The organism is Actinopolymorpha sp. NPDC004070, from assembly GCF_040610475.1.
Lineage (GTDB): Bacteria > Actinomycetota > Actinomycetes > Propionibacteriales > Actinopolymorphaceae > Actinopolymorpha.
In genome coordinates, this window is sequence record NZ_JBEXMJ010000006.1 from 30,442 (window position 1) to 57,195 (window position 26,754).

The following is a 26,754-nucleotide window of genomic DNA, read 5'->3' on the forward strand; positions in this document are numbered from 1 at the left end:
TCCGGCGCCTACGGCTGACCAGGGTCGCGGTCGAGTTCGTCCAGCCAGGCGAGCACCTCGGCGGTGTGCTGCCCGAGCGTCGGCGGGGCCAGGTGCGTCTGCCGCCCGCCCGCCTGACGTTCGTCGTCCAGCCGGATCGGCGGGCCGGGCAGGTTGATCCGGCCCAGCGTGGCGTGGTCGACCTCGATCACCAGTCCCTGGGACCGGGTCTGCTCCCACTCGTACACCTGGTCGATGGTCTTCACCTCGCCGGCCGGTACGCCGACCTCGGCCAACCGCGGCAGCAGCCGGCTCACCGGCCAGGACGCGAACGCCGCCTCCACCGCGGCGACCACCCGGTCCATCGCGCCGACGCGGTCGGCGTTGGTGGCGAAGCCGGGCTCGTCCACGGGCAGCCCGAACGCCGGCGCGAACCGCCGCCACAACTGTTCGCTGCCGACCGAGATCTGCACCAGTCCGTCGGAGCAGTGGAACAGGCCGTACGGGCAGATCGAGGGATGGTGGTTGCCCTGCGCCTGCGGTACCTCGCCGGCGACGGTGTACCGCGTTCCCTGGTAGGCGTGCACGCCGACCACGGCGGCCAGCAGCGAGGTGCGCACCACCCGGCCGCGGCCGGTGGTGTGGCGTTCGTGCAGGGCGGCGACGACGCCGTACGCGCCGTACATCCCGGCCAGCAGGTCCGCGATCGGTACGCCGACCCGCACGGGCTCACCCGGCCCGGGCCCGGTCACCGACATCAGCCCGGCCTCGCCCTGGGCGATCTGGTCATAGCCCGCGCGCTGACCCTCCGGCCCGTCGTGGCCGAACCCGGTGATGGACAGCACCACCAGCCGCGGATTGGCGGAGGTGAGCGACTCGACGGAGAAGCCGAGCCGGTCGAGTACGCCCGGCCGGAAGTTCTCCACCAGGACATCGGCGCGGGCGAGCAACCGGCCGAGGTCGCGCCGGCCCTCCTCGGACTTCAGGTCGAGGACGACGGATTCCTTGTTGCGGTTGCAGGACAGGAAGTACGTCGCCTCGGTCGCGTCGGGCGGGCCCACGAACGGCGGCCCCCACCCGCGTGAGTCGTCACCGCCGTCGGGGTGCTCGACCTTGACCACCCGCGCGCCGAGGTCGCCCAGCATCATCGCCGCGTGCGGCCCGGCCAGCGCTCGGGACAGGTCGACCACCAGCACTCCGTCGAGCGGTCCGCGCCCCGCGTTTCCGCCGGTCACGACGCCGGCCCGCGGGAAGGGACCGCCGCGAAGGGGTGTTCGTGCCCGGGTTCGTCTGCCATGCTGCACCTGCGGGACATCGGCGGCTCCTGTCTCCGTCGTGACTGGGCGGCATGCCGCCGCGGGCGGGCTTCACGTCCGCAGCACATCATCGGGTGCACCTCGCACGAAGGAATTGGCACCATCCGGCCATTCCGTGTCCGGCGTCTCCGGCACCCGATTCTTCAACCCTGGTTCGGGTTCCGCGCTGTCCGCAGGGCATCTGCCCGCGAACCGGGGCGAGCGAAACGGAGAGTTCCGGCCTTGGCGCGACCACCTTCGCGACGTCCCCGGCCAGTGCCCGAACGGTTTCGTGTGCGCGCGTTCGGGCGCGTTCGAAACCGGCTGCGAAACGCGGGCGCACTGGCGATCCTGTTGTGGCGGGCCGACCGTCGGCTCACCCTCTGGCTGGCGTTCCTGACCGTCGTGCTCGGTGTGCTGCCGAACGCGACGGCGGTGGCGAGCGGGGCGTTCGTCGGGTCCGTTCCCGGCGCGGTGGGCCACGGTCCGGCGTCCCCGGCGGGCCGGGAGGCGCTGACCTGGCTCGGCCTGGTGTCGCTCGGCTTCCTCGCCGGCGGAGTGGGCCTGGCCGGCTCCCGGCTGCTGTGCGAGCTGATGAACACCCGGCTCACCCACGCCCTCGCCGCCACGGTCGGCGGGGCCGCCCTGGGCACCGCAGACCTGACCCGGCTGGCCGACCCCACCGTCACCGCCGACCTCGCCGCGGTCGAGGAGTTCGAGCGTTCCGACCTGCACCTGCAGACCGCCTGGTCGGTACGGATGCTGCTCACCATGCGCACGGCGGGGCTGTGCGCGGCCGGGATCCTCGCCACCTTCGCCTGGTGGGCGCCGGTGGTGCTGGTGGCCGGCTGGTCGGTCACCAACCTGGCGTCCCACCGCTGGATGCGCCGGGGATTCACCGCCGTACGCGAGGACAGCGGCGGGGCGCTGCGGCGGGCGGACTATCTGCGCGGGCTGCTGGTCGACCCGCCGGCGGCCGCGGAGGTTCGCGTCTTCGGCCTGGCCGGCTGGCTCGGCGAGGAATACACCCGCACCTGGCGGGCGGCGATGGAGGTGGTGTGGCGGGCTCGGCGTACCAACGCGTGGTCGCTCGTCCTCGGCACCGCCGCACTGCTGGCCTGCCACGGCGTGGTGCTCGCGGCGCTGGTGCAGCGGACCGGCCGGGGCGGCCTCGGCGCCGGGGCGGTCACCGTCTACGGATTGTCGGTCATCGGAGTCGGGGAGCTCGGCTTCCTCGGCCCGCCGCAGTGGCGGGTCGCCCGGGCGACGGCACTGGCCCGGCAGGCGCTGGACCTGTCCGAACGTCTGGGCCCTCCGCTCGACGCGCCGCGTACCGACCCGCGACCCGAGCCGCCGCCCGCCACAGCGGTTCCGCGCGTACCGGCGCCGGTGGAGGTACGCCTGACCGACGTGTCCTTCCGCTATCCCGGCCGTACCGCGCCGGTGATGCGGGGCCTCGACCTGCGAATTCCGCCCGGCCAGTCGGTGGCCGTCGTGGGCGCCAACGGCGCGGGCAAGACGACGTTGACGAAGCTGGTCTGCGGGCTGTTTCCGCCCGGCGGCGGCAGCGTCCTGCTGGACGGCGTGGACCCGCGGGCGTACCGACCCGGCGGCACGGCCCACGGCCCGGCGGGCCGGGTGGCGGTGATCTTCCAGGACTTCCTGCGGTACGAGCTGTCGCTGCGCGACAACGTGGGCCTGGGCAGCCTCCCGCTGCTGGGCGACGAACGGGCTCTCGGGGAGGCGCTCCGCGACGCGGGCGGGGCGAACCTCCTCACCGACCTCCCGGCGGGATGGGACACCGTCCTGGCGCGCGGCTACGACGGCGGTGTCGACCTGTCCGGCGGTCAGTGGCAGAAGGTCGCGCTGGCCCGCGCGCTCGTGGCGGTGCGCGGTGGGGCGGGGCTGCTGATCCTGGACGAGCCGACTGCCAACCTGGACGTCCGCGCGGAGACCGAACTCTTCGACCGCTTCCTGTCCCTCACCCGCGACGTCACGACGATTCTCGTCACGCACCGGCTGGCCGGCGTCCGGCACGCGGACCGGATCGTCGTCCTGTCCGACGGCAGGGTGGCCGAGGACGGCGACCACGACACGTTGCTGGCTGCCGGAGGCCAGTACGCCCGGATGTTCCGGCTGCAGGCCGAGCGGTTCGCGGACCACCCGGATGGGGCGACCGGGGTTGCCGAGGCGACGGGAGCAGTCGATGCGTGAGCACTGGGCCGACCTCGTCCTGCTGGTGCGCACGGCTGTGCGCACCGACCCGTGGCGTTCCCTCGGCAGCCTGCTGGAGCCCCTGGGCAGCCTGATGTTCCCACTGTTCGGCTGGTTCCTCGGCCTGCTGGTGGACGGCCTGCTGACCCACGACGACGCCCGGCTGAGGACCGCCGCCGCGGGACTGCTGGCCACGATCGCCCTGCGCTACGTCGCGGCGTACGCCGGCACAGCGATCCGCACCGGGCTGGCCGAGCGGGTGGGGTTCGCGTTCGACGAGGAGATCGCCCGGCTGGCCGGGGGGCTGCCGGGCCTCGCCCACCAGGAGCACACCGGCTACCGCGACCGGCTGGAGTTGCTGCGCCAGAGCCAGGGCGCGCTCGGTCAGTCGCTCAACCACGTGGTCTCCACCGCCAACGCGGTCGTCGGCGCGCTCGGCACCGCGGTCGTCCTGGTGCTGGTGCACCCACTGGTCCTGCTGCTGGTGCTGTTCGCGCTGCCGGCGCTTCCGCTCGCGGCGCTGCAGCAGCGCGGTCACGCGCGTGCCGAGGAGGCCTCCGCCGCGCCGGCCCGGCTGGCCCGGCACCTGCGCGGCCTGGCTCTCGATCCCCGGGCCGCGCCCGAACTCCGGGTCCTCGGGCTGGGACCGGAGGTGCTGGAGCGCCTGGACCGTGCGTGGACCGCTGCCCGCGGGCCGCTGCACCGGGCGCAGGCGGTGGCGTTCGGCATCTCCGCCGTACGGTCCCTCGTCTTCGCGGTCGGCTTCGCGCTCGCCGTGGGGTTCGTGCTGTGGCGGGCCGCGCGCGGGCAGGCGAACGCCGGCGAGGTGGTCACCGCGGTGGTCGTCTGCCAGCAGGTGCAGAACCAGGTCCTGGGACCGGCGTACGGGCTGGCCGGCATGGGACGGGTGCTGCGGGCCGCCGGCAGGCTGCGCTGGCTGCGTGCCCACGCGGCCGCCGCCACCGCCGGCCTGGGCGATCGGCCGGCGCCGGACAGCCTGGGTTCGGGCATCGAGCTGTCGGAGGTGTCCTTCCGCTACCCCGGCACCGAGACGTGGGTGCTGCGCGACGTCTCGGTGCGGATCCCGCCCGGAACGGTCGTCGCGGTCGTCGGCGAGAACGGCGCGGGCAAGTCGACGGTGGTGAAGCTGCTGACCAGGCTGTACGAACCCACCCGGGGCCGGGTGCTGGTGGCCGGCACGGAGCTCGCCGAGGTGTCACCGCAGGACTGGCGGCGACGGGTGTCCGGCGCGTTCCAGGACTTCGCCCGGCCGGAGTTCGCCGCGTCGTACGCGGTGGGGCTGGGCGACCTGCCCCACCGCGACGACCTCCCGGCCGTGCGGGCCGCGCTCGCCCGGGCGACCACCACCGACCTGTTCAGCGCGCTGCCGCAGGGGCCGGCCACCCAGCTCGGCTCGACCTGGCCGGGTGGTGTGGACCTGTCCACCGGCCAGTGGCAACAACTCGCGCTCGGCCGGGCGCTGATGCGGCCGGCCCCGTTGCTGGTCTGCTTCGACGAGCCGACCGCGAGCCTGGACGCCCCGACCGAGCACGCGCTGTTCGAGCGCTACGCCGCGGCCGCCCGAGCGGGCCGGGCGGCCGGGGCGGTGACCGTGCTGGTGTCCCACCGGTTCTCGACGGTCCGGTCGGCCGACCTCATCCTCGTGGTCGACCGGGGCCGGATCGCCGAGGCGGGCACGCACGCGGACCTGATGGAGCGGGCCGGGCTGTATGCCGAGTTGTACGCCATGCAGGCGCGCTCGCACGCCTGACCCCGCTCCATGCAGGCCGCGAGGTCACCGGGTGTTCGTCAGGTCCAGGCCGGCGCGGATCTCCCGGGCCAGGTCGTAGGCGGCTCACCGGTGCCGTCGGCGCGGCCTGGGTGGGGGGAGCTCCGCCCGGACGGTGGAGGACGCCGCGGACCGGGTGACCTGCTGAACGGAGGTTGTCGGCCGGGGGAAACGGGTCCTGACCACGAGACCGCCGGTGGGCCGGGCGGTGAGAGTGAGAGTCCCGTCGTGTGCCCGGACGATGCTGTTCACGATCGCCAGCCCTAGCCCCACGCCGGCGTGCTCGTCGTCGGTGCGGACGCGCCTGGTCCCGCGCTGGAAGGGTTCGGTGAGGGTCGGCACGAGTTCCGGGCGGAGCCGGCGACCGGTGTTCTCGACCCACAGCACACTCGCGTCGGCCTGCGACTCGGTGCGGACCGTCACGGTGCCGTCGGCGGGGAGGTTGTGCACGATCGCGTTGTGCACGAGGTTCGTGATCATCTGCAGCAGGAGCGCCGGTGAGCCGGTGGTGGGCGTGACGTCTCCGGACGTCTCCAGCGTCACGCCGTGCTTCTCCGCGAGCGGGAGGAGCGTCTCGGCGGCCTCCTCGGCCAGCAGGGACAGGTCGACGCGTTCCCGGGTGAAGGCCCGCTGGTCCGCCCGGCTGAGCAGGAGCAGTGCCTCGGTGAGGTCGATCGCCCTGGTGTTGACGGCATGCAGGATGCGGACGAGTTCGCCGGTGTCGCGGTTCGGGTCGTTTCGGGCCACCTCGAGGAGGGTCTGGGTGATCGCCAGCGGGGTGCGCAGCTCGTGGGAGGCGTTGGCCGCGAACCTCTTCTGCTCCTCCACGTGCGCCTCGAGCTGCGCGAGCATGGTGTCGAAGGCGTCGGCGAGTTCGCGGAACTCATCTCTTCGACCCTCCATCTGGATCCGGTGGGAGAGCGACCCGGTGGCGGCCCTGCGGGTGGCGTTCGTGATGCGGGTCAGCGGCGCGAGCATCCGGCCGGCGAGAATCCACCCGCCCACCAGACCGAACACCAGCAGGAACGCCAGCGCCTGCAGTGCCCGCGGGGCGAACGCGCGCTGGAGATCGGAGCGGTTGGGGACGTGCGGGCCCGGTATCCAGAACTGCCCGTCCGGGACGTAGCGCAGCAGGAAGACCCACACCACGGCGAGCAGCAGGCCACCGGCGACCATCAGGAACCCGGCGTAGCTCAGAGCGAGCTTGAGCCGGACACTCAGGCCGGGCGGCCTACCCCTGGTCATCCGATTCCTCACGTCCGCCGCCGGGGCCTTCGTCGATGCGGTAGCCGACACCGGGCACGGTCGCGATGAGCCAGGGTTCGCCGAGCCGTTTGCGCAGGGCGGAGACGGTGATCCGGACCGCGTTGGTGAACGGGTCGGCGTTCTCGTCCCAGGCGCGCTCCAGCAGCTCCTCGGCGCTGACGACACCGCCCTCGGCGCCGACGAGGACCTCCAGTACGGCGAACTGCTTCCGGGTGAGCGCGACGTAGCGTCCGTCGCGGAAGACCTCCCGGCGGAACGGGTCCAGCCGAAGGCCCGCGATCTCGCGTACCGGGGGCCGGGAGTGCCCACGCCTGCGGTCCAGCGCCCGCAGCCTCATGACGAGCTCCCGGAGCTCGAACGGCTTGGTGAGGTAGTCGTCGGCGCCGAGCTCGAACCCCGAGGCCTTGTCGTCGATCCGGTCGGCCGCGGTGAGCATGAGGATCGGCATGCCGCTGCCGGAGGCGACGATCCGCCGGGCGATCTCGTCCCCGGATGGTCCGGGAATGTCGCGATCGAGGACCGCGAGGTCGTAGGAGTTGGTGCCGAGAAGCTCCAGGGCGGCGTCGCCGTCACCGGCGATGTCGGCGGCGATCGCCTCCAGCCGCAGACCGTCACGGACGGCCTCGGCCAGGTAGGGCTCGTCCTCCACGACCAGAACGCGCATGTCCGAAGCCTAGGCCGCACCACATATCGCGGGCATATCCGAACCGGACCCGGGGCAGCGAGGACTCCGGCGGCGGGCCGCAACGATCTCCGCGGTGAACAACCGGCAGCAGGCGCTGGACCTGTTCGACGCCTTCGGCTCTGCGGAGAAGACGCTGCACGCCAACCTGGGCGGGCACACCGGCACCCCGTGGTTCGAGGTCGACGACGGGAACCGGTTCTTCGACCGGCACCTGAAGTGACCGGCCGGCGGGCCGGCTCGGGGCGCGGGTTCGGGGGCTTGGGAGCCCTCGAGAGTGTTCCCGGGAGTGTCCGCCTCACCGGCGCATCCGCGGGTCCTCGGTCGGGTCCGCGTACATCGCCGGGCAACCGTCACCGACGGCATCGGGACGTAGTTCGTAGTGCCAGGACTCGTTGGCGTAGATCTGGCACAGCCCGTAGGCGGCGCCGTGCCGGGACAGCCAGGCGGTGGCGGCGTACGGGCCGAGGTCGACCGCCTCGCCCAGGACATGGGCCGACGTCTGCGGAGTGGCCACCCACCGGGCGGCCTTCTCCAGCGAGCCGTACTCCGCGACGGCGTCGTCCAGCAACCGCTGCTGGTACTCGGGCGAGCGCCAGCCACTGTCGACGTGCATCCGGACGCCGGCGGCTTCCGCTGCCCGCGCCGCCCCCCGCAGGGCCGCGAGCAAATCCGGATCGAGCCTGCCCACGGCCGGTACTGCCTGGTCGAACACCGAGACGGTCGTTCCGTCGGGAACGACACCGTCGTCTGATCCCAACGCGGTGTGTGCCCGGGGGCCGGTCGGCAGCCGGCGCACCTCGGCCGTCGGGCTCGACCCGCTCGGCCCGCTCGGCCCGCTCGGCCCGTTCGGCCCGTTCGGCCCGTTCGATCCGGCTGTCGTACTCGTCGTGGTCGCTGTGTTCGACATGTTGGACGGATGGGACGCGGTTTCCAGCGATCGCCGCATGAGGAACGCGGCGACCGTCACTCCCAGGATCGCCAGGCCGACGAGCACGACCCTGCCCGCGGGGTGGGCCGGCGCCGGCCGTGATGTGCGGTGGTTCATGCCTCCACCGAAGCCGGGAGGCTGTTGCGGTGGCGTACGCGAATCTCGATACGCCCGCGATACAAGGCGGTTCTCGGCACCGAGGGACGGGCGCAAGCCGGCGTTGACATGCGCGGCCCGGCCGGCCCGTGACTGGAATCGAGGTGGACGAGCCGGCCTGTAAGCCGGATTCTGTGATCGGCGGCCATCCCTCTCGGGTCGCCGTTGCCGACGACCTCTAGCGGCCTACCCGCAGGCATCGGGCGAGCAGCCCTCGAACGCCTGCGCGGAACCGCACCCGAAGGTGCGGTCCCTTCTTGGCCTTGCTCCGGGTGGGGTTTACCGAGCCACCTGGGTCACCCCAGGTGCTGGTGGTCTCTTACACCACCGTTTCACCCTTACCCGCACCCCGGCTCGTGGAGCCGGGGCCGCTGGCGGTCTGTTTTCTGTGGCACTGTCCCGCGGGTCGCCCCGGGTGGGTATTACCCACCACCCTGCTCTACGGAGTCCGGACTTTCCTCGACGAACGTCGCGAGACGCTCGACGCGGCCGCCCGGCCGGCTCGTCCGCCGCCAAGCCTAGCGGCGTCAGGTCCGAAGTCGTCAGCCCAGGCGGCGTCAGGCCAGTTCGAAGTGCACCCGCCGGCGGGTGACGTCGGCCTCCGCCAGCCGGAGCCTGACCACCTCGCCCAGCGGGAGCCGCTCCCCCGTCACCCTCGCCTCCACCGCGGGGTCGCGCAACTGGACCGTGCCCTTGGCCGCGCGTTCGTCCACCTCGGTGATCACGCCGGTGAAGTGGCCGCCGACGTGGTTCTGCAGCAGGGCAGCCTCCACCAGGTCGACGAGTGCGCGTTCGTACTGGTGGGCGCGGCGGTCGGCCTCGGCCATCTCCTTCGGCACCACGGTCAGGCCGGCCCGGACCCATTCGGGCACGTCCCGCTCGGCGCACAGGCAGACGCACACTTCCGCGGCGTACCGGTCGACCAGCCGGCGCAGCGGGGCGGTGACGTGGGCGTACGCGGAGGCCAGCGCGGCGTGCAGCGGCTGGTCGGGGGCACCGCCCTCGAAGGAGGTGTAGCCGGCACCGCGCAGGGTCACCGTGGAGGAGGCCAGCAGTGCCGCGTGCGAGGGCTGGTAGGGGTCGAGCGCACGGATGAAGTCGGCGTACGACGTCTCCTCCGGCCAGGGAACGGCGAGCGCCCGCGCCGAGCGCCGCAGCCGGGCCAGGTCGCGCGGGTCGGCCGGCGGAAGCGTCCGCAGGACGCCGACCCCGCCGGACAGCATCAGCTGGGCGGCGGCCATCCCGCACATCAGCGACATCTGGGCGTTCCAGCGCTCCACCGGCAGCGGCGCGCGCAGGACGAGCGTCCAGCCCGACCCGTCCTGCACCACCTCGCGCTCGGGGCTGGGCAGGTCGACGCCGCCGCGGTCGTGCTCGCGTTCCTCCCGCAGCCGGCCGACCTCGCGCAACAGCAGCGCCTGCTCGTCGGCCCGGCCGTCGTCAAGTGCGCGTTGCACACCGGTGTAGGAGAGCTTCGCGCGGCTGCGGATCACGGCCCGCCGCACCTCGACTCCGACGCCCTCCCCGTCGGCGTCGAGGTCCATCGTCCACACCAGGGCCGGTCGGTCGACCCCGGGCAGCAGGCTCGCGGCGTCCTCGCAGAGCACCTCCGGGTGCAGGGGAATCCGCCGGTCCGGTGCGTAGAGCGTGACGCCCCGCCGGTGAGCCTCCAGGTCCACAGGACCGCCGGGTGCGACGAACGCCGCCACGTCGGCGATCGCGTAGTGGACGCGGTAGCCGCCTTCGTTCCGGCGTTCCAGGTGGACGGCCTGGTCGAGGTCGCGGGAGTCGGCCGGGTCGATCGTCACGAACGGCAGGTCGGTGCGGTCGACGCGTCCGGCTCCGGCCGGGCGGGTGGCCGCCGCGGCCTCCCGGGCGGCGGCGCCGACGACCTCGGAAAAGCCGTCGGGCAGGTCGAGTTCGGTACGGATCCGTACAAACCCGGCTCGTACGTCGGCTCCGTCCGCCGCGGCGAGGCGAAGCTGGCGTCGGGGCACGCGCAAAGCTTCGGCGATCCGGCCCCCGGCCGCAACAGGCTTCGGTGTGCACACCTGCCGAGGCGACGACGGGAGTCGCCGCCTCGGACAGCCGCCGTGGATCGTCGTCGTAGACAGCCGCCGGGACCGGCGGCGAGAGGGCGCGGCGCGTGGTCTTCTACGCTTCGGCCGTGACGATGTCGGCGGCCACCCGGGCGTGGGCGTGAACTGGCCCGAGGTGGTCGCGGTCCTGGCGCTGGCCGGCGTCCTGGCGTTCGCCGTCGCCCGGCCGCGGGACTACCCCGAGGCCGTCGCGGCGGTCCCGGCGGCGGTCCTGGTGGTCCTCACCGGCGGGCTGTCGGCGGCCGCGGCCTGGCACCAGATCCTCGACCTCGCCCCGGTGGTCGTCTTCCTGGTGGCGATCCTGGTGATCGCCGACGCCTGTGACGCGGAGGGGCTGTTCACCGCGCTGGGCTCGATCCTCACCACGACCTCGCGCGGTTCGCCGCGCCGGCTGCTCACCCAGGTGTTCGTGGTCGCCTCGCTCACCACGGCGGTGCTCAGCCTGGACGCCACGGTCGTACTGCTCACTCCGGTGGTCGTCGCGGCGGCCCTGCGGACGAGGGTGCCGGCCCGCCCGCACGTGTACGCGTGCACCCACCTCGCCAACAGCGCGTCGTTGCTGCTCCCGGTCTCCAACCTCACCAACCTGCTGGCCCTGGCGGCGTCCGGGCTGTCCTTCCTCGCCTTCGCCGGGCTGATGGCCGGGCCGTGGCTGGTGGCGATCGCGGTGGAGTACGTCGTGTTCCGCCGCTTCTTCGCCGCCGACCTGCGCAGAGCGGGGGCGCCGACCCGGACCGGCGCCACTGCCGGGGAGGCACCCGATCCCGAGGAGCGGCCGGAGCGGGTCCCGCTGCCGCGGGTGCCGCTGGTCGTCGTGGCCGTCGTACTCCTCGGCTTCGCCGTGGCCCAGCCGCTGGGGCTGGAACCGGTGTGGTTCGCGGTCGCCGGCGCGGTCGTTCTCGCCGTACGCGGTCTGGGCAGGCGGCTGGTGTCGCCGCGACGGGTGGTCCGGGCCGCCGGCCTGGACTTCGCGGTGTTCGTCCTCGGGCTCGGCGTCGTGGTCAGCGCGGTGGCGGCCGGCGGACTCGGCGACGCGGTGGGTGCGGTGCTGCCGGGCGGAACGTCCCTGCCGGCCCTGCTGGGTGTCGCGGCGGTGGCGGCCCTGCTCGCCAACCTGGTGAACAACCTGCCCGCCGTCTTGTTGCTGCTGCCGTTGCTCGCCGGTGCCGGGCCGGGGCCGGTGCTCGCCGCGCTGATCGGGGTGAACGTCGGCCCCAACCTGACCTACGTGGGTTCGCTGGCGACCCTGCTGTGGCGGCGGACGCTGCGGCTGCGTGGCGTGGAGCCGGCGTTGCGGGACTTCCTCACCCTCGGGGCGGCCAGCGTTCCGCTCACCCTGGTGCTCGCGGTCGTGGCACTCTGGTGCTCACTCGTCGTCGCCGGGGTCTGACGCTCCACCCGAACGCTCCCTGCTCCCGGTGGTCCCGGTGCTTCCCGGAAGGCAACCACGATGACCGTACTCGTCTGGGTGACCGAAGACACCTGGCCGGCTTGCGTGGCTGCCGCGGGTGAGGTCGCCGACCCGGCCGAGGCCGTCGTACTCGCCCACGTCACGCCGGCCGAACTCCACGGCGCGGCCGAAGGTGCGTTCGGCGCGCTCCTCGGCAGGCACCACCACGACCGCGACCCGGCCACCCGCATCGACGAACTCGCCGGGGAGAGCGCCCGCGAGCTCCTCGCCGCCGCCGCGGAGCGGATCGGCCCGCGCCCCGGTCCGGTGCGTACGGTCAAACGCCGGGGCCGGGTCGAGCGCGAGATCGTCGACCTCGCCGGACAGGCTCGGCTCCTCGTCTGCGCGCGTACCGGCGACACCGACCGGCTCGGACCGGAGAGCCTCGGGCACGTGACGAGGTTCGTCGTCGACCACGCGCCCTGTGCGGTGCTGCTCGTCTGGCCGGGCGCCGCGCCCGATCTGTCCTCGATGCCGCCTCTGCCGGGCCACGGCCATGGGCACGGCCATGGACATGGCCACGGGCACGGCCCCGAAGACGAGCACTGAGGAGCGAGCGCCGAGCCGCGGCGATTCTTCCGCGGAAGAATCCGCGTTCTACTCGGGACTTTTCGGCGGGCCGGGTGACCGTTCTGTGGTCCTCGATCCCACCGCGTCCCCGCAGGACGTGCCCGGCTGAACGCGTCGAGTTCGTGCGCCAGCACCGCTGCCTCCCACACACGGCGCGAGGCCCGACCGGCCCGGCCGGAGCCCGGCGGGATCACCCGCCGGACCGACGAAGACGGTTCCCTCCCTCTACCTCGACGTGGGCATGAGAAATCGTCTTGTGGACAACGCGGACTTGTCGGTGGCGGCCAGTAAGGTCCGAACATGTTTTCGACCAAGGAGGTTTCTCAGGTGAACAGTGAGTTCGGACGGAAGCTGACCGTCGTACTTGCCGAGATCGACGCCGCACTGGACCATCTCTCCCGCACACCTGTCGAGTCACTGACAGCCGACGAGAGAATGGAGATGCTCGAGCAGCTGAGCTACGTGCGAGCACAGCTGGAGGCGGTGGAACGGAAACTTCTGGATCACGCCGAGGCCCACGGTCTCGTCCCCCCGCGGGCCGGCACCGAACGAGACCATGTGCGCTCCAGCCGGCCGGTGGTCTTCGCGGCGCGTTCCGGCGTCGGCAGGGTGATGCACCCGTGATCGCGTCCACGAAGTGTGCAGACGCCGCTAGCCGTGAAGCAGTTCGCCGTTCCCGGGCTCGCTCACCGGCACGCCGAACGACCGCAGAGACGCGGCGCCGTCGGCGAACCACCGCACCTCCGTGAGCGCGGCCGGTGGGAGCTCCATCCGGTACGCCGCGCGGATCGGCACGTCGAGCGCCAGACAGGTGAGCAGTTTGATCGGCGTCACGTGCGTGACCACCACGACGGTCTTGTCGCCGTACGCCCGGATCAGCCGGTCGCGCGCGGCTCGCACCCGGATGAGCACCTGCTCGAACGCCTCACCGCCCGGCGGCGCCACCGACGTGTCCGCCAGCCAGGCCTGGAGCTCGGCCGGCCACCGCTCTTCGACCTCGGCGAAGGTGAAGCCGTCCCACTGGCCGAACGCGGTCTCGGCCAGGCCGGGCTCCAGCTCCACGGGCAACCCGAGGGCGGCCGCGACCACCTCGGCGGTCTCCCGTGTCCGCCGCAGCGGCGAGCTCACCACGGCGGCGACACCGAGCCGGCCGGCCAGCGACCGTGCGGCAGCGGCGGCCTGGGCGCGACCCCGCTCGGTGAGGGGTACGTCCGCGCCGCCGGAGCCGCTGAACCGCTTGGCCTGTGACTGTTCGGTCTCGCCGTGCCGCAACAGCAACAACGTCATGGCACTGCCGGCATCCCCGCCCCAGCCGCGCGCCGGGACGGAATCGTCGGCCGCCAGGACCTCATCGGCCGCCGCGGACTCCCCCGCCGGCTCGGCTTCAGGCGCCGCCGCCAGGGCGCCGACCTCCCACACCGGCGGACCGCCGTCGAGTACGGCGTTCACCAGCGCGTCGGCGGTCTTGTTGCGCTCGCGCGGCACCCACGTCCAGGTCGGGTCCGCCGGCACCAGTGCGCGGGCCTGCTCGGCGAGCCGGCGCATGTCGGCGTGCTTGACCTTCCAGCGACCGGCCATCTGCTCGATGACCAGCTTGCTGTCCATCCGGATCTCGACCGCCGCGTCCGGGTCGAGTTCGCGGGCCAGCTTCAGGCCGGCGATCAGGCCGTTGTACTCCGCGACGTTGTTGGTCGCGGTGCCGATCCGCTCCGCCGCGCGGGCGATGACGTCGCCGGACTCCGGGTCGCGGACCACCGCGCCGTACGCCGCCCGGCCGGGATTTCCGCGCGAGCCACCGTCCGCCTCGACGACCAGTCGCCGCGTGCCCGGCCCGGACGCGCCTGCCGTGGCTGCCCGGGGCTCGTGCTCGAACAGCCGATCAGACACCGGACTCCAGCGTGCGGATCAGGATCCGGCCACACTCCTCACAGCTCAGCACGGCGTCGTCCGGCTTCGCCGCGATCTGGCCGAGATAGCGCGCGTCCAGCTCCATCCGGCAGCCCTCGCAGCGGCGCTGGCGCAACGCCGCGGCGCCGACACCACCGTGCTGCGCGCGCCGCTTCTCGTACAGATTCAGCAGGTCGTCGGACACCCCGGCCGCGGTGTCGGTGCGCTCGCGGCGCACCTGCTCGACCTCGGCGTCGATGGAGGCGTACGCACGCTCGACGGCCTGGTCGATCTCGGTCAGCAACGCGCCGAGCTCGGTCTCCCGGGCGGACAACTGCTCCTCGTGGGCGGTGGCGGCCTCGAGGCGTTCCATCACGTCGAGCTCGACGTCCTCGAGGTCGGACTGGCGCCGCTGCAGCGACTCGATCTCGTGCTGGAGGCTCTCCAGGTCGCGGGCCGAACCGACCTGGCCGGACTGCAGCCGCTGCTCGTCACGAGCCCGCCGGGTGCGGACCTGCTCCACGTCGGACTCGGCCTTGCGCTGCTCGCGGGTGAGGTCGCTCACCTGTGCCTGGGCGGTGGCGAGTTCGGACGCGAGCTTGGCGCGTTCGGCCCGCAGGCGCTCGCTCTCGGCGACCTCGGGAACCGTCCGGCGGCGGTGGGCAAGCTGGTCGAGCCGCAGGTCCAGCGCCTGGACGTCGAGCAGCCGCAGCTGGATGAACGGGTCGGCGTTCAGAGGGTCCCTCCCTGATCAGCTTGGCTCACCCACGGGTCCGTGCACAGCGTCGAGACGCGGGTCTCCACCGTAGTGCCCCGCTCGGTGAGCCCGGCGCGGAGCCGGTCGGCGGCGTCGTCCAGCCACGGCCACTCGCCGGCCCAGTGGGCGACGTCCAGCAGAGCGGGCGCGCCGGGGTGTTCGGCGGCCTCCGAGGCCGGATGGTGGCGCAGGTCGGCGGTGACGTAGGCGTCCACGCCGAGGGCCCGCACGGTGTCGAGGTAGGAGTCGCCCGCGCCGCCGCAGACCGCGACCGTGGCCACGGTCCGCTCCGGGTCGCCCGCGACGCGGACGCCGTGCGCGGTGGGCGGCAGGGCGGCGGCCACCCGGCGGCCGAACGCCGCCAGCGGCTCGGGGGTGGGCAGGACGCCGACCCGGCCGACGCCGAGCCACGGGGTGTCCGGGCGTGGGTCGAGCGGGCGCAGGTCGGTCAGTCCCAGCGCGCCGGCCAGGGCGTCGGAGACCCCGGGATCGGCCGCGTCGGCGTTGGTGTGGCAGACGTGCAGGCCGATGCCGGCGCGGATCAGCGAGTGCACCAGCCGGCCCTTCGGCGTCGTCGCCGCCACGCCGTGCACGCCGCGCAGGAAGAGCGGGTGGTGGGTGACGATCAGGTCGGCCGGCCAGTCCAGTGCCTCCCGGGCCACCTCGGCCACCGGGTCGACGGCGAACAGGATCCGGCGTACCTCCGCGTCGGGGTCGCCACAGACCAGCCCCACCGCGTCCCAGTCGGCGGCCCAGCGGGGGTCGTACAACCCGTCGAGGACCTCCACCACCTGCGCGAGCGTCACCACCCGGCAACCCTAGCGTCAGGCGTGGACGGGTCCGGACCCGTCCACCGGGCGGGCCGCCGGCTGCTGCAGATGCCGGTCCGCCGCGTCGGCGAACCGCGCCCAGTCACCGTCGGTCATCGCGTGGCCGCCGGGCCGGATGTGGTAGCCGAGCCGGCTGGGTACGACGGGACGGTCCACCGACGGCTGCTCGGTGGCCGTGAGCCCTTCCGCGCCGAGCAGTTCGTAGACCGGGGAGGCGTACTTCGCGCCGAGGAACTCCCCTGCCGGGTCGGCCCAGGTGTCCTCCTCCGCGCTGGCGACGTACGCCGGACGCGGGGCGACCAGGGCGAGGAGCTGGTGCTGGTCGACCGGCAGCGTCTCCTCCCGGCCGGCGTAGGCGGTGAACGCCGGGCAGAACCAGTGCGGGAACCCGCTGGTGATCGCCTCGACGGTCTCCCCGACCCGGCGCCGCGACAGCGCCACGCCACCGCAGCCGGAGTTGTTCGACACCGCCATCGCGAACCGCTCGTCGAGTGCCGCGGCCCAGACCGCGGCCTTGCCCAGCCGGGAGTGCCCGGCGACGATCACCCGGCCGCCGTCGACGCGCTCGTCGTCGCGCAGGTGGTCGAGGATGCGGGACAGCCCCCAGGCCCAGGCGCCGAGCGCGCCCCACTCGTGCTCGCCGGGCCGTGTCTGCCCGGGGGCGTAGAAGAGCGGGTGTATGCCGTTGCCGAAGTCGTCCACGTCGGGGTCGATGTCCTGGTAGCAGGCGGTGGCCACGCCGTACCCGCGGTCGACCAGGTCCGCCAGCGGCCACGGGTGCTGCACGGGGTCGGCATCGCCGGAGGACCCGTTCTCCACCACGTCGTTGCCGCGGAAGTTCAGCGCCAGGAACACCGGAACGGGCGAGGCCGCCGACGCCGAGGCGGGCAGGTACGTGAGGACGGTCACCGCCACCGGAGCGGCGGCCGAGCCCGCATCGGAGGACGCAGCCGGGCGGCGGAACGTCAGCCGCGTCTCCACCCGGATCGCCCGCCCGTCCAGCACGAAGTCCTCGCCGAGCAGCCGGGTGCCGACCTCGACCGCGCCGTCGGGCGTACGTCCGTAGACGTGCTCCTCGAACGCCGCGAGCAGTTCCGGCCGGCGGCGCTCCCACCAGTCCGCGGGTGTGCGCACCGGCGTGCCGTCCGCGCACACCAGCGGGTCGGGCAGGCCGCCGGGCACCGACAGCTCCGCCTCGGGCACGGGCAGCCGGCCGAGCGGAAGGTCGCCGGTGCTGCCCGCGGCGCTGCCCGCGAGGCTGTCCGCGACGCCGCCGGTGGAGCTGTCGGTACCGCTGTCGGTGGAGGTCATCGCCGTCCTCTCGAGGGCCGTCACGATCGCAGCCGGAACAACACCTCGCCCGCGTTCGGGACCACCAGCGTCTCCGGGTCGCGGGCCCACTCCTCCTCGTCCACCGCCGCGGGGTCGAGGTAGTTCAGGTTCAGCGCCCGGGTGCGCTGCTCGTCCAGGCCGGTGGCGAGCGTCACCGTGATCCGGCAGCGCTCACCGTGCTCGGCGTCGAAGCGGCCCGCCCCGCGGACGTGGGTGGAGTGCGCGAGCACCGAGCGTGGCATGTCGGCGAACCGGTCCCACTGGCCCGTGAAGTACTCGCGGCAGTGGTAGCCGATCTTCTCGATCAGCGTGCCGTGGGTGCGGCTGACCTCGTGCACGTGCGGCGCGTACAGGACCACCTGGCCGCCGTCGGCGACCACCGGTTCGACCTTGTACATGCCCTTGGACGCGGTCCACAGCTCGTCGTAGCGCGGCGACACCAGGGACAGCACCCGGCGCACCGGCCGGTCGAGGTAGCGCACGTGGGTCTGCGCCGACACCTCCGCCGCGGCCGCCCACGCCTCCTCCGGTGTGCCGAACGCCAGCGCGTGCAGGTCCTTCGTACCGGACGCGACCACCACCGCGAGGCACAGGCGTTCGGCCGGGATCCGTGCGGCGGCCCGGTCGATCAGCGCCCGCACCGGTGTCACACCCGGCGTGCCGATGATCTCGACGTTGCTGATCAGGGCGCCCAGCCAGTGGGACAGGTCGATGATCTCCCGGCCGGCCACACCGGGGAAGAAGTACTTGTTGCCGCCGGAGAAGCCGACCACCTCGTGCGGGAACACCGGCCCGAGCACGAGCACCACGTCGGAGTCGACGACGTGCCGGTTGATGCGGACCGTCACCGGCTCCTCGAACCGGCCCTCCGTCACCTCCGCCACCTCGGCCGCCGGGATGTCGCCGAGGGAGACCAGCGCCTCCGGGATCCACCACTCGTGGTTGACAACCGTGGTGCCCGGATAGGCGGCCTCCAGCTCACCGGGCCGGTAGCCGAGGTGGGCGGCCAGCGCCTCCTCCGGCATCGCCGGGTGGGTGCCCAGCGCGACCAGCACGGTCAGGTGCGCGACCCGGCCGTGCACCGCCCGGTGCACGGCGCCGAGCAGCAGCGGCAGCGGGCAGCTGCGGGTGGAGTCGGGAACGACCACGCACAGGTTGCGCCCCTCCAGCGGGACGCCGGCGAGTCGTTCGGCGACGAACGCGGCGGCCTCCTCGGCCGGCACTGTCGTGCTCGGCGCGTCGGTGCCGCCCGGTCCGCCGATGAGGTCAGCGCTCACGTGTCACTCCCCTGCGTTCGTTCCCACCGGCGCGTGCGGGCACCGGCACCGGCCGGTGCCCGGACACCGGCGTCAGCCGGCGATCTCCTTCAGGTACGCCAGATTGTCGCGTACCCGTTCCTCCAGCGGGACCTCGGTGGAGAAGTCCTCCACCGACACCCAGCCGGAGTAGCCGTGCTCGCGCAGCGCCGCGAACAGCCTGGGCAGGTTGCCCACGCCGTGCCGCATCGGCGCCCAGCCCCACTTCCAGTCCGTACGGTCGGCGCCCTCGACCGGCGTGGCCACCGGCGCGGCGTTCTTCACGTGCACGTGCGCCAGGTGCTCGCCGAGGATCTCCAGGCTCCACGGGTCGTACTCGTACCCCTCCTGGAGCATGTTGCCGATGTCGTGGATGACACCGACGTGACGCGGGTCGAAGCCCTCCACGAAGCGGGCCGCCGACGAGGCGCTGGAGGTCAGCGACTGGTGGTGCAGCTCGATCAGGGCCTTCACACCGTACTGCTCGGCGAGCTCGGCGACCCGGCGATACTCCTTGCGCCGCTGGGCGAACGCCGCGTTGTAGCCCTCGGGCCCGGGCTTGCCGACCGGCACCCGCATCTGGGTGACCCCGAGGGCCGCCGCACCCTGCATCAGGCGTTCGACGTTCTCGATCTCGTCGCAGCGGGCGTACGCGCCGAGGGACGGGATGCCGAGGCCGGCCTTCTCGGTGATCTCCTTGATCCGGGGTACGTCCTCGGTGAACGTCGTCAGCGGCCAGGTGCACTTGTTGCCCTGCCAGAAGCCCGACGCGCCGGCCGGCGGCTGCTGGTCGACGATCCGCCACTCGATCCCGTCCCAGCCCTGCTCGGCGAGCTTGCCGACCGCCTCCTCCGGAGTCCACTCGGGCAGGCTCGCGGTGAAGACGGCGAACTTGAACGAACCGGTCGCGCTCATCGGGTCAGCTCCTCGATCCGGATCGGACCCTTCGTCCGCGCGGACTCGTAGATCCCGCGGATGAGGGCGAGCGTCTTGGTCCCTTCGGCGACGGTGACCAGCGGCGGACGCTTGTCGTCCAGCGCGTCGAGGAAGTCCTGGAACTGCGTGGTGTGCGACGTCGCCGTCAGACCAGCGACCGTGGGCTCGTCCTTCTTCTCCTCGACCGGGGCGAACCCGGCCGCGGCCAGTGCTTCCTGCGCCTGGTTGGCCGAGGAGCCCGCGCCGTAGGCGTAGTCCTCCTCGCTGTCCCCGGCGGAGTGGTAGTAGGTGAGCTTGTTGGCGTCGATGACCGCAGAGCCCTGGTCGCCGTGCACGTGCACCTTGGTGGTGAGGCCCGGGTAGGCCGCGGTCGTGCCGTGCACCACGCCGAGCGCGCCGCTGACGAACCGCACCGTGGCGACCGCGGTGTCCTCGACCTCGATCCGCTCGTGCGCCAGGCAGTCCGCCCACGCGTACACCTCGACCGGGTCGCCGAGGAACCACGTCATCAGGTCGATGGTGTGGATGCCCTGGTTCATCAGGGCGCCGCCGCCGTCCAGCTCCCAGGTGCCGCGCCAGTCACCGGAGTCGTAGTAGCTCTGGCTGCGCCACCACGACATGATCGCGTTGCCGGAGGTGATCCGGCCGAACTTCCCCTGCTGTACGGCCTGGTGCACCACCTGGCTGGCCGGGTCGTACCGGTGCTGGCTCACCACCATCGCGGTCCGGTCGGATCGCTTCTCCGCCTCCAGGACCCGCTTGGCGGCGTCCAGGGTGATGTCCAGCGGCTTCTCGATGATGACGTGCTTCCCGGCGTCGAGGGCAGCGACCGCGCCGTCGGCGTGCAGCCCGCTCGGGGTGGCGATCGTCACCACGTCCACGTCGGAACGCTCCAGCACCTCCTCGATGGAGTTCGCCGCGTCGACGCCGTACTTGCCGGCCAGCTCCTGCGCGCGCTCGGGCACGACGTCGGCCACCACGGCCAGCTCCGCCCTCGGCTGCAGCGACTGGATGGTCTGGGCGTGGGTGCGGCCGATCACTCCGGCGCCGATCACTGCGAATCGCATCAGTACCCCTTCTGTGGAACCCTGCCGGGCTCCGTCGCACTTTGCTGGTGGGCGTTTCGTCGCGCTGTGCTGGTGAGCTGGTGTGGCTGGTCCGGGACGTTCCTAGTGGTACGCGATGCCTTCGGCGTCGAGCAGCCCGGTGAACGCCTTCGTCGCGGTGGCGAACAGCTCGGGACCGGAGAACCCGCCGGACTCGCCCATGTAGGCGAGGTGCGGCTCCATCGAGAAGTAGCTGTCGAAGCCGTCGGCCTTCAGCGCGCGGATGGTCTCCGGGATCTGCCCGTCGCCCTCGCCGGCCGGGACCACCCGGCCCTCGGCGGCGACCGCGTCCTTGATCTGCAGGTAGTCGATGTAGGGGCGCAGGTCGGCGAAGCCGTCGGTGAACGGTGCCACGTCGCACAGGACGAAGTTGGCGGGGTCCCACACCAGGCGCAGCCTGTCCGAACCGACCGACTCCACGATGTCCAGGCAGCGGGAGGGGACGTCGCCGTAGATCTTGCGCTCGTTCTCGTGGGCGAGGATGACGTCCTGGTCGCCCACCCGCTCCGCCAGCGCCGACATCCGCCGCAGCACCTCGTCGCGGTGCTTGGCCGGGTCGTCACCGTCAGGCATCCAGAACGAGAAGATCCGGATGTACGGCGCCTGCAGCTCCCTGGCCACCCACAGCGCCCGGTCGAACCTCGCGAGGTGCTCGTCGAAGTCGTCGTGGATGCCGACCTTGCCGATCGGCGAACCCACCGCGGACAGCCCGATGCCGTACTGCGCGAGGATCCGCTTCAGCTCACCGATCTGGTCGTCGTCGAGGTCGAGGACGTTGGTGCCCCAGGCGCTGCGGAACTCGACATACCGGATGCCGAGCTCGTTGAGCGTGCGGAACTGGACGTGCGGGTCGGAGTCGATCTCGTCGGCGAATCCGGAGAGGGTCCACATCGTGGCGTCGTGCTCCTCGGGTGGTCGGGTCGGTCCCAGCCGTACGACACACGACTGGTTGTGGCAACTATGGCAACCGGTTGCCAAAGTTTGTCAAGAGGGGTGAGACTAGGCCGTCCGACAACGGCAGCCGTCACCGAGCGGCCGTCACCGCCCGGTGACGCGCCGGTGACCCGGTGACGCGCCGGTGACCCGGTGACCCAGACGTGGAGGGAGCGACCTGGTGAGCGACCGGACGCCGACGATCCACGACGTGGCCGCCCGCTGCGGGGTCAACGCCTCCACGGTGTCGCGGGCCTTCAGCAGGCCCGAGCGGGTCAGCCCGGCCACCCGGGACCGGATCCACGCCATCGCCGCGGAGATGGGCTATAGGCCGAACGCCATCGCCCGGGCGCTGCCGTCCGGGCGCACCCGCACCCTCGGGCTGCTGGTCCCCGACATCACCAACCCGTTCTTCCTGGACCTGATCCGCGGTGCCGAACGCGCCGCGGCGGCGGCCGGCTACACCCTGGTGCTGGCCGACACCGAGGAGACCAGCCAGCAGGAGACGACCGTGGTGGAGCGGCTCACCGGCGCCGTGGACGGCTTCGTGCTGGCCTCTTCCCGGGCCTCGGACGAGCGGCTGCGCGAGGTGCACGCCAAGACCCGGCTCGTGGTGGTCAACCGCCGGGTCCGTCCGGTGCCGGGCGTGTTGATCGACAGCGCCCACGGCACCCGGCAGGCCGCCGAGCACCTGGCCTCGCTCGGCCACCGGCGGATCGCCTACCTGGCCGGGCCGCGCGCCTCCTGGTCCGACGCCCGCCGGTGGCGCACGCTGCAGGCACTCGCCCGCCACCGCGACCTCGAGGTGGTCCGGATCGGCCCGCTCGCCCCCACGGTCGAGGGCGGGATGGCCGCTGCGGACTCCGCCGTCCTGGACGACGTGACGGCGGTGGTGACGTTCAACGACCTGCTCGCCATCGGGGTGCTGCGCCGGCTGCGCGACCGGGGAATCGACGTACCCGGACAGATCAGCGTGGTCGGCTGCGACGACATCTTCGGCGCCGACTTCTGCCACCCGTCGCTGACCACGCTGGCCGCGCCGATCGAGTCCGCAGGCCGGGCCGCGGTCGACCTCCTGCTCGGCCTGCTCGCCTCCGGCGGGCCGGACCGTCCACGTGCCGACAGCGCCGAAGGCCCCGAGGACGTCGTACTCCCCACCAGGCTGACGATCCGGGAGAGCACCGGCCCGGCACCCGCCGGGAGCGCACGGGGCCGCTCCCCGCGCCAGCGGGCCGCGGCCGACCGGCGTACCGCGAGGGCGGTGGGCGCCAGCCGCTGACCTCGCCCGGCTCCCCCGTTTCCGCACGCCCCAGCCGACACCAGGCACGACGATCCGGCTCGACGACCACACCCACCACCATCGGAAGGTGTACGTGATGAAACTCAGCTTCAGCACGCTCGGTTGTCCGAAGTACACCCTGGACCAGGTTCTTTCCACCGCGACCGGCAACGGCTACGACGGCGTCGAACTCCGCTTCCTGCGCGGCGAGGTCGGCCTGCACGAGCTGGAGGAGTTCTCCGCCGAGGGTCTGCCCCGCACGAGGGCGAGGTTCGAGCAGGCCGGGGTGGAGCTCGCCTGCCTGGACACCAGCGTCCGGTTCACCTCACCCGACAAGGACGAACGCGCCAAGCAGCTCGAGTCGGCCCGCACCTACGCCCGGATCGCGGCCGAGCTCGGCTCGAAGTACATCCGGGTCTTCGGCGGCGCGGTCCCCGACGAGGGACCGGAGCGTACGGAGACCACCAGGCGGATCGCCGAGGGGCTCGCCGAGGCGGCCGCCGCCACCCGCGCCGAGGGCGTCACCGCGGTGCTGGAGACACACGACAGCTTCTGCACCTCCGCCCAGGTCGGCGAGCTCCTGTCGTACGCACCCAACGACGACCTCGGCATCCTGTGGGACGTTCTGCACTCCTACCGCCACGGCGAGCCACTGGAGCAGACCTGGCAGGCGCTGGGCGACCGGATCAGGCACGTCCACCTCAAGGACTCCGGCTCCTACTCCCCCACCGACTTCGACTTCCGGCTCACCGGCGAGGGCACGATGCCGATCGGTGAGTTCGTCGGGCTGCTGGACCGGGAGGGCTACACCGGCTACCTGAGCTTCGAGTGGGAGAAGGCCTGGCACCCCGAGATCGAGGAGCCGGAGGTCGCGATCCCGCAGTACGCGGAGTACATGCGCAAGCTGGTCCCGGCCGCGCGCTGACGAACCGGCGAGCCCGGGGAAGCCGGGCACGCGCCCCGGAGCCCCCGTAGACCCCGAAGTCCTGACCCCGAGCGAACCAGAAGAAGGGACCGGATGAGCGACATCGAACTCCACCCGGACCGGCTGTTCCCGACCGACCCGAGCGTGCGGTCCATCGCCCGCCGGCTGTACGACGAGGTGGCCGGGCTGCCGATCATCTCCCCGCACGGTCACGTGGATCCCGCGATCCTGGCCGAGGACCAGCCGTTCGGCGACCCGGCCAACCTGCTCGTCGTACCCGACCACTACGTCACCCGGCTGCTGCACGCGCACGGGGTGTCGTTCGACGCCCTCGGCGTACCGCCCGGCGCACCGAAGGGCGACGCCTCTCCCCGGGAGATCTGGCGGACGTTCTGCTCGCACTGGTGGGCGTTCCGCGGCACTCCCTCGCGGTACTGGCTGGAGGCGGAGCTGGTGGACGTGTTCGGCGTTCACCTGCGGCCCTCGGCCGAGACCGCCGACGAGATCTTCGACCAGCTCAGCGAGCGGCTGGCCGCGCCGGAGTTCCGCCCGCGCGCGTTGTACGAACGCTTCGGGATCGAGGTCCTCGCCACCACCGACGACCCGGCCGACGACCTCGCGGCGCACCGGAAGCTCGCCGACGACACGGCCTGGAAGGGCCGGGTGGTCCCGACCTTCCGCCCCGACCCCTACCTCGAGCCCGCCCGGCCGGACTGGCCCGCGGGGGTGGCGAAGCTCGGCGAGGTGACCGGCGAGGACACCACCGGCTACGCCGGCTACGTCGCCGCGCTGGAGCAGCGGCGGGCGTACTTCAAGCGCAACGGCGCCACCGCCACCGACCACGGCCACGCCGACGCTGGCAGCCAGCCGCTGGAGCCGGCCGAGGCGAACCGGATCTACGCGGCCGCGCTCACCGGCGCCGCCACGCCGGAGGAGGCCACGGCGTTCCGCCGGCACATGTTCACCGAGATGGCCAGGATGGCCTGCGAGGACGGCCTGGTGATGCAGGTGCACCCGGGGGTGCTGCGCGACCACCACACCGGGACCTTCGACCGGTACGGCCGCGACGTGGGCGGGGACATCCCGATGACCACGGAGTACACCCGGTCGCTGCGGCCGCTGCTGCAGCGCTTCGGCACCCACCCGAACTTCCGGATGGTGCTGTTCACCGTGGACGAGGACGTGTTCTCCCGGGAGATCGCGCCGCTTGCGGGCTTCTACCCGTCGGTGTTCGTCGGCGCGCCGTGGTGGTTCATCGACACCCCGGACGCCATCCGGAGGTTCCGCGACGCGGTTACCGACACGGTCGGCTTCCACAAGACGGCCGGCTTCGTCGACGACACCCGCGCCTACTGCTCGATTCCGGTACGCCACGACATGGCCCGCCGGCTCGACTGCGGGTACCTCGCCCGGCTGGTCGCCGAGCACCGGCTGCCCGAGGACGAGGCGGCCGACACCGCCGCCGACCTCGCTTACCGCCTGCCCGCCTCGACCTTCCGCGTCGCATGAGGGGGCTCACGAGGGCCGAGGCCGGACTCGGCGGCCCGGCTCCGGTCCGGGTCGTGCACCTCGGCCTCGGCGCGTTCTTCCGGGCGCACCAGGCGTGGTACACCCACCGGGCGAACGTTTCGGACACCACCGGTGAGCCGGCCGGCATCGCGGCGTTCACCGGACGGCGGCCCGACGCCGCCCGGCCGCTCGCGGACCAGGACGGGCTCTACCACCTGCTGGTCCGCGACCGCGACGGCGACCGGACCGAGCTGGTCACCAGCCTGTCCGGTGCGTACGACGGAGCCGAAGCGCAGCGGCGTGACGGCGCGCTGGCCGACCCGGCCGTCACGGCGGTCACCCTCACCATCACCGAGGCCGGCTACCTGCGGGCCGCCGACGGCGCGCCCGACCTCGCCGACCCGCGACTGGCCGGCGACGTGGAGCGGCTGCGTGCCGGCGTCTCCGACGTGTCCACGGCACCGGGGCGGCTGCTGTCCGGGCTGGCCGCGCGCCGGGCGGCCGACGCCGGCCCGCTCGCGGTCGTACCCTGCGACAACCTCGTGGACAACGGCGCCACGGTCGCGCGGGTGCTGACCGGGGTCGCCGACGCGGTCGACGCGGACCTCGCCGCGTGGGTACGCGCGAACGTGTCGTTCGTCTCCACCACCATCGACCGGATCACGCCGGCGACCACACCGGGAGACCGCGAGGTGGTCGCCTCCCTGAGCGGGTTCGCCGATCAGGCGCCGGTGGTCACCGAGCCGTTCACCGAGTGGGTACTGGCCGGGGACTTCCCGGCCGGGCGGCCCGCCTGGGAGCAGGCGGGCGCGCGGTTCGTCGACGACGTACGGCCGTTCGAGCAGCGCAAGCTGTGGTTGCTCAACGGAGCACACTCCCTGCTGGCGTACGCGGGCCCGACCCGCGGCCACGAGACGGTGGCGGAGGCGATCGCCGACCCGGTGTGCCGGGGCTGGGTGGACGCCTGGTGGGACGCGGCGGCCCGGCACCTGCCGCTGGAGGAGCCGGACATCGCGAAGTACCGCGCCGACCTGGTGGAGCGGTTCGCCAACCCGAGGATCCGGCACGCGCTGGCGCAGATCGCGATGGACGGGTCGCAGAAGCTGCCGATCCGGGTGCTGCCGGTGCTGACCCGCGAGCGCGCGGACGGTGTGCTTCCCGAGGGCGGAGTGGTCGCGCTCGCCGGCTGGCTGGCGCACCTGCGGGACGGGTCCCGCGTACGCGATCCGCGCGGGGAGGAGCTCGTCGGCCTGGCCGGCGGCCCGGTGGAGGAGGTCGTACCCCGGGTGCTCGCCGTCCTCGACCCGGCGCTGGCCGACGACGCCGAGCTGGTGGCCGGCGTACGCCGGGCGCTCACCGAGCTGACCGGCTGACTCCCGGCCGGACGGGCTGCACCTCCGACCGACCGGCGACCGACCGGCGACCGACCGGCGACCGACCGGGACAGGAGGCAGCATCGCGGCGGGGGACCGTCCACTCGGGCGGTCCCCCGCCGCGTTCGCGGACCGGCGCGTCCGCGAACGGTACGAACCGG

At 73.1% G+C, this 26,754-nt stretch carries 23 protein-coding genes and 1 other RNA gene; 10 read left to right on the top strand and 14 right to left on the bottom strand.

What is annotated here, in order from left to right; all coding sequences use genetic code 11:
• Positions 1-8 precede the first annotated feature (8 nt).
• Positions 9-1,214 (bottom strand): CoA transferase, encoded by a 1,206-nt coding sequence (locus ABZV93_RS12670; protein ID WP_354934057.1) that lies wholly within the window; start codon positions 1,212-1,214, stop codon positions 9-11.
• 354 nt (positions 1,215-1,568) lie between these two features.
• Between ABZV93_RS12670 and ABZV93_RS12675 the strand changes: the two genes are divergently transcribed.
• Complete coding sequence (locus ABZV93_RS12675) at positions 1,569-3,488, top strand: ABC transporter ATP-binding protein (protein WP_354934059.1); 1,920 nt, start codon at positions 1,569-1,571, stop codon at positions 3,486-3,488.
• Complete coding sequence (locus ABZV93_RS12680) at positions 3,481-5,259, top strand: ABC transporter ATP-binding protein (protein WP_354934062.1); 1,779 nt, start codon at positions 3,481-3,483, stop codon at positions 5,257-5,259. The genes ABZV93_RS12675 and ABZV93_RS12680 overlap by 8 nt, the downstream gene beginning before the upstream one ends.
• A gap of 84 nt (positions 5,260-5,343) precedes the next feature.
• On the opposite strand, the gene ABZV93_RS12685 is transcribed toward ABZV93_RS12680, so the two are convergent.
• The gene (locus tag ABZV93_RS12685) at positions 5,344-6,522 is read right to left on the bottom strand and encodes a HAMP domain-containing sensor histidine kinase (protein WP_354934065.1); all 1,179 of its coding nucleotides are present in this window, start codon (positions 6,520-6,522) and stop codon (positions 5,344-5,346) included.
• Complete coding sequence (locus ABZV93_RS12690; RefSeq protein ID WP_354934068.1) at positions 6,509-7,207, bottom strand: response regulator transcription factor; 699 nt, start codon at positions 7,205-7,207, stop codon at positions 6,509-6,511. Before ABZV93_RS12690 ends, ABZV93_RS12685 begins: the two co-directional genes overlap by 14 nt.
• Positions 7,208-7,301: 94 nt before the next feature.
• Between ABZV93_RS12690 and ABZV93_RS12695 the strand changes: the two genes are divergently transcribed.
• Positions 7,302-7,448 carry a hypothetical protein gene (locus tag ABZV93_RS12695; RefSeq protein WP_354934070.1) on the top strand — a complete coding sequence of 49 codons (147 nt, stop codon included), beginning with the start codon at positions 7,302-7,304 and terminating at the stop codon, positions 7,446-7,448.
• Positions 7,449-7,523: 75 nt separating this feature from the next.
• On the opposite strand, the gene ABZV93_RS12700 is transcribed toward ABZV93_RS12695, so the two are convergent.
• From ABZV93_RS12700 to ABZV93_RS12710, 3 genes are all read right to left on the bottom strand, one after another.
• Entirely contained in the window at positions 7,524-8,273 is a 750-nt protein-coding gene (locus ABZV93_RS12700) for a M15 family metallopeptidase (protein WP_354934072.1), read from the bottom strand.
• 144 nt (positions 8,274-8,417) lie between these two features.
• Positions 8,418-8,817, bottom strand: an RNA gene (gene rnpB, locus ABZV93_RS12705) — RNase P RNA component class A.
• A gap of 52 nt (positions 8,818-8,869) precedes the next feature.
• Positions 8,870-10,309 (bottom strand): RNB domain-containing ribonuclease, encoded by a 1,440-nt coding sequence (locus tag ABZV93_RS12710; RefSeq protein ID WP_354934074.1) that lies wholly within the window; start codon positions 10,307-10,309, stop codon positions 8,870-8,872.
• Between the two features lie 202 nt (positions 10,310-10,511).
• On the opposite strand from ABZV93_RS12710, the gene ABZV93_RS12715 reads away from it, so the two are divergent.
• The 3 genes from ABZV93_RS12715 to ABZV93_RS12725 all read left to right on the top strand — a co-directional run bounded on the left by ABZV93_RS12715 (position 10,512) and on the right by ABZV93_RS12725 (position 13,055).
• Entirely contained in the window at positions 10,512-11,801 is a 1,290-nt protein-coding gene (locus tag ABZV93_RS12715) for an SLC13 family permease (RefSeq protein ID WP_354934076.1), read from the top strand.
• Positions 11,802-11,861: 60 nt separating this feature from the next.
• A complete protein-coding gene (locus tag ABZV93_RS12720; protein WP_354934079.1) occupies positions 11,862-12,410 on the top strand; it encodes a universal stress protein in 549 nt (182 codons plus the stop codon).
• A 348-nt stretch (positions 12,411-12,758) separates the two neighbouring features.
• Positions 12,759-13,055 (top strand): hypothetical protein, encoded by a 297-nt coding sequence (locus ABZV93_RS12725; protein WP_354934082.1) that lies wholly within the window; start codon positions 12,759-12,761, stop codon positions 13,053-13,055.
• A gap of 27 nt (positions 13,056-13,082) precedes the next feature.
• Here ABZV93_RS12725 and ABZV93_RS12730 read toward each other — a convergent pair whose 3' ends face one another.
• The 8 genes from ABZV93_RS12730 to ABZV93_RS12765 form a co-directional block, all read right to left on the bottom strand.
• Positions 13,083-14,318, bottom strand: coding sequence for a bifunctional RNase H/acid phosphatase (locus tag ABZV93_RS12730; protein ID WP_354934084.1), 1,236 nt, complete (start codon positions 14,316-14,318; stop codon positions 13,083-13,085).
• Entirely contained in the window at positions 14,311-14,883 is a 573-nt protein-coding gene (locus ABZV93_RS12735; RefSeq protein WP_354934087.1) for a C4-type zinc ribbon domain-containing protein, read from the bottom strand. Before ABZV93_RS12735 ends, ABZV93_RS12730 begins: the two co-directional genes overlap by 8 nt.
• A 167-nt stretch (positions 14,884-15,050) precedes the next feature.
• Positions 15,051-15,884, bottom strand: coding sequence for a Nif3-like dinuclear metal center hexameric protein (locus ABZV93_RS12740; RefSeq protein WP_354934090.1), 834 nt, complete (start codon positions 15,882-15,884; stop codon positions 15,051-15,053).
• A 15-nt stretch (positions 15,885-15,899) separates the two neighbouring features.
• Positions 15,900-17,216: an acetylxylan esterase gene (locus ABZV93_RS12745; RefSeq protein WP_354934093.1), complete on the bottom strand. Its 1,317-nt coding sequence runs from the start codon at positions 17,214-17,216 to the stop codon at positions 15,900-15,902.
• Between the two features lie 20 nt (positions 17,217-17,236).
• Positions 17,237-18,514 carry a lactate racemase domain-containing protein gene (locus ABZV93_RS12750; RefSeq protein ID WP_354934096.1) on the bottom strand — a complete coding sequence of 426 codons (1,278 nt, stop codon included), beginning with the start codon at positions 18,512-18,514 and terminating at the stop codon, positions 17,237-17,239.
• A 72-nt stretch (positions 18,515-18,586) separates the two neighbouring features.
• Entirely contained in the window at positions 18,587-19,447 is an 861-nt protein-coding gene (locus ABZV93_RS12755; protein WP_354934099.1) for a sugar phosphate isomerase/epimerase family protein, read from the bottom strand.
• Positions 19,444-20,535 (bottom strand): Gfo/Idh/MocA family oxidoreductase, encoded by a 1,092-nt coding sequence (locus ABZV93_RS12760; protein WP_354934102.1) that lies wholly within the window; start codon positions 20,533-20,535, stop codon positions 19,444-19,446. The genes ABZV93_RS12755 and ABZV93_RS12760 overlap by 4 nt, the downstream gene beginning before the upstream one ends.
• 102 nt (positions 20,536-20,637) lie before the next feature.
• Positions 20,638-21,465, bottom strand: coding sequence for a sugar phosphate isomerase/epimerase family protein (locus ABZV93_RS12765; RefSeq protein WP_354934105.1), 828 nt, complete (start codon positions 21,463-21,465; stop codon positions 20,638-20,640).
• 223 nt (positions 21,466-21,688) lie between these two features.
• Here ABZV93_RS12765 and ABZV93_RS12770 point away from each other — a divergent pair, with 223 nt between their 5' ends.
• The 4 genes from ABZV93_RS12770 to ABZV93_RS12785 all read left to right on the top strand — a co-directional run bounded on the left by ABZV93_RS12770 (position 21,689) and on the right by ABZV93_RS12785 (position 26,593).
• Positions 21,689-22,786 (top strand): LacI family DNA-binding transcriptional regulator, encoded by a 1,098-nt coding sequence (locus ABZV93_RS12770; RefSeq protein ID WP_354934108.1) that lies wholly within the window; start codon positions 21,689-21,691, stop codon positions 22,784-22,786.
• A 97-nt stretch (positions 22,787-22,883) separates the two neighbouring features.
• Complete coding sequence (locus ABZV93_RS12775; protein WP_354934111.1) at positions 22,884-23,711, top strand: sugar phosphate isomerase/epimerase family protein; 828 nt, start codon at positions 22,884-22,886, stop codon at positions 23,709-23,711.
• Positions 23,712-23,804: 93 nt separating this feature from the next.
• On the top strand, positions 23,805-25,220 hold the full coding sequence (gene uxaC / locus ABZV93_RS12780) for a glucuronate isomerase (protein WP_354934114.1): 1,416 nt from the start codon (positions 23,805-23,807) through the stop codon (positions 25,218-25,220).
• On the top strand, positions 25,217-26,593 hold the full coding sequence (locus ABZV93_RS12785; protein ID WP_354934117.1) for a mannitol dehydrogenase family protein: 1,377 nt from the start codon (positions 25,217-25,219) through the stop codon (positions 26,591-26,593). Before uxaC ends, ABZV93_RS12785 begins: the two co-directional genes overlap by 4 nt.
• Positions 26,594-26,754 lie beyond the last annotated feature (161 nt).

What these genes read in the sequence shown, in the direction of transcription:
- ABZV93_RS12680 (WP_354934062.1), top strand. Translation starts at nt 3,481, where the DNA reads ATGCGTGAGCACTGGGCCGACCTCGTCCTGCTGGTGCGCACGGCTGTG.
- ABZV93_RS12685 (WP_354934065.1), bottom strand. Translation starts at nt 6,522, where the DNA reads ATGACCAGGGGTAGGCCGCCCGGCCTGAGTGTCCGGCTCAAGCTCGCT.
- ABZV93_RS12690 (WP_354934068.1), bottom strand. Translation starts at nt 7,207, where the DNA reads ATGCGCGTTCTGGTCGTGGAGGACGAGCCCTACCTGGCCGAGGCCGTC.
- ABZV93_RS12700 (WP_354934072.1), bottom strand. Translation starts at nt 8,273, where the DNA reads ATGAACCACCGCACATCACGGCCGGCGCCGGCCCACCCCGCGGGCAGG.
- ABZV93_RS12720 (WP_354934079.1), top strand. Translation starts at nt 11,862, where the DNA reads ATGACCGTACTCGTCTGGGTGACCGAAGACACCTGGCCGGCTTGCGTG.
- ABZV93_RS12745 (WP_354934093.1), bottom strand. Translation starts at nt 17,216, where the DNA reads ATGACCTCCACCGACAGCGGTACCGACAGCTCCACCGGCGGCGTCGCG.
- ABZV93_RS12755 (WP_354934099.1), bottom strand. Translation starts at nt 19,447, where the DNA reads ATGAGCGCGACCGGTTCGTTCAAGTTCGCCGTCTTCACCGCGAGCCTG.
- ABZV93_RS12760 (WP_354934102.1), bottom strand. Translation starts at nt 20,535, where the DNA reads ATGCGATTCGCAGTGATCGGCGCCGGAGTGATCGGCCGCACCCACGCC.
- ABZV93_RS12765 (WP_354934105.1), bottom strand. Translation starts at nt 21,465, where the DNA reads ATGTGGACCCTCTCCGGATTCGCCGACGAGATCGACTCCGACCCGCAC.
- ABZV93_RS12775 (WP_354934111.1), top strand. Translation starts at nt 22,884, where the DNA reads ATGAAACTCAGCTTCAGCACGCTCGGTTGTCCGAAGTACACCCTGGAC.
- uxaC (WP_354934114.1), top strand. Translation starts at nt 23,805, where the DNA reads ATGAGCGACATCGAACTCCACCCGGACCGGCTGTTCCCGACCGACCCG.
- ABZV93_RS12785 (WP_354934117.1), top strand. Translation starts at nt 25,217, where the DNA reads ATGAGGGGGCTCACGAGGGCCGAGGCCGGACTCGGCGGCCCGGCTCCG.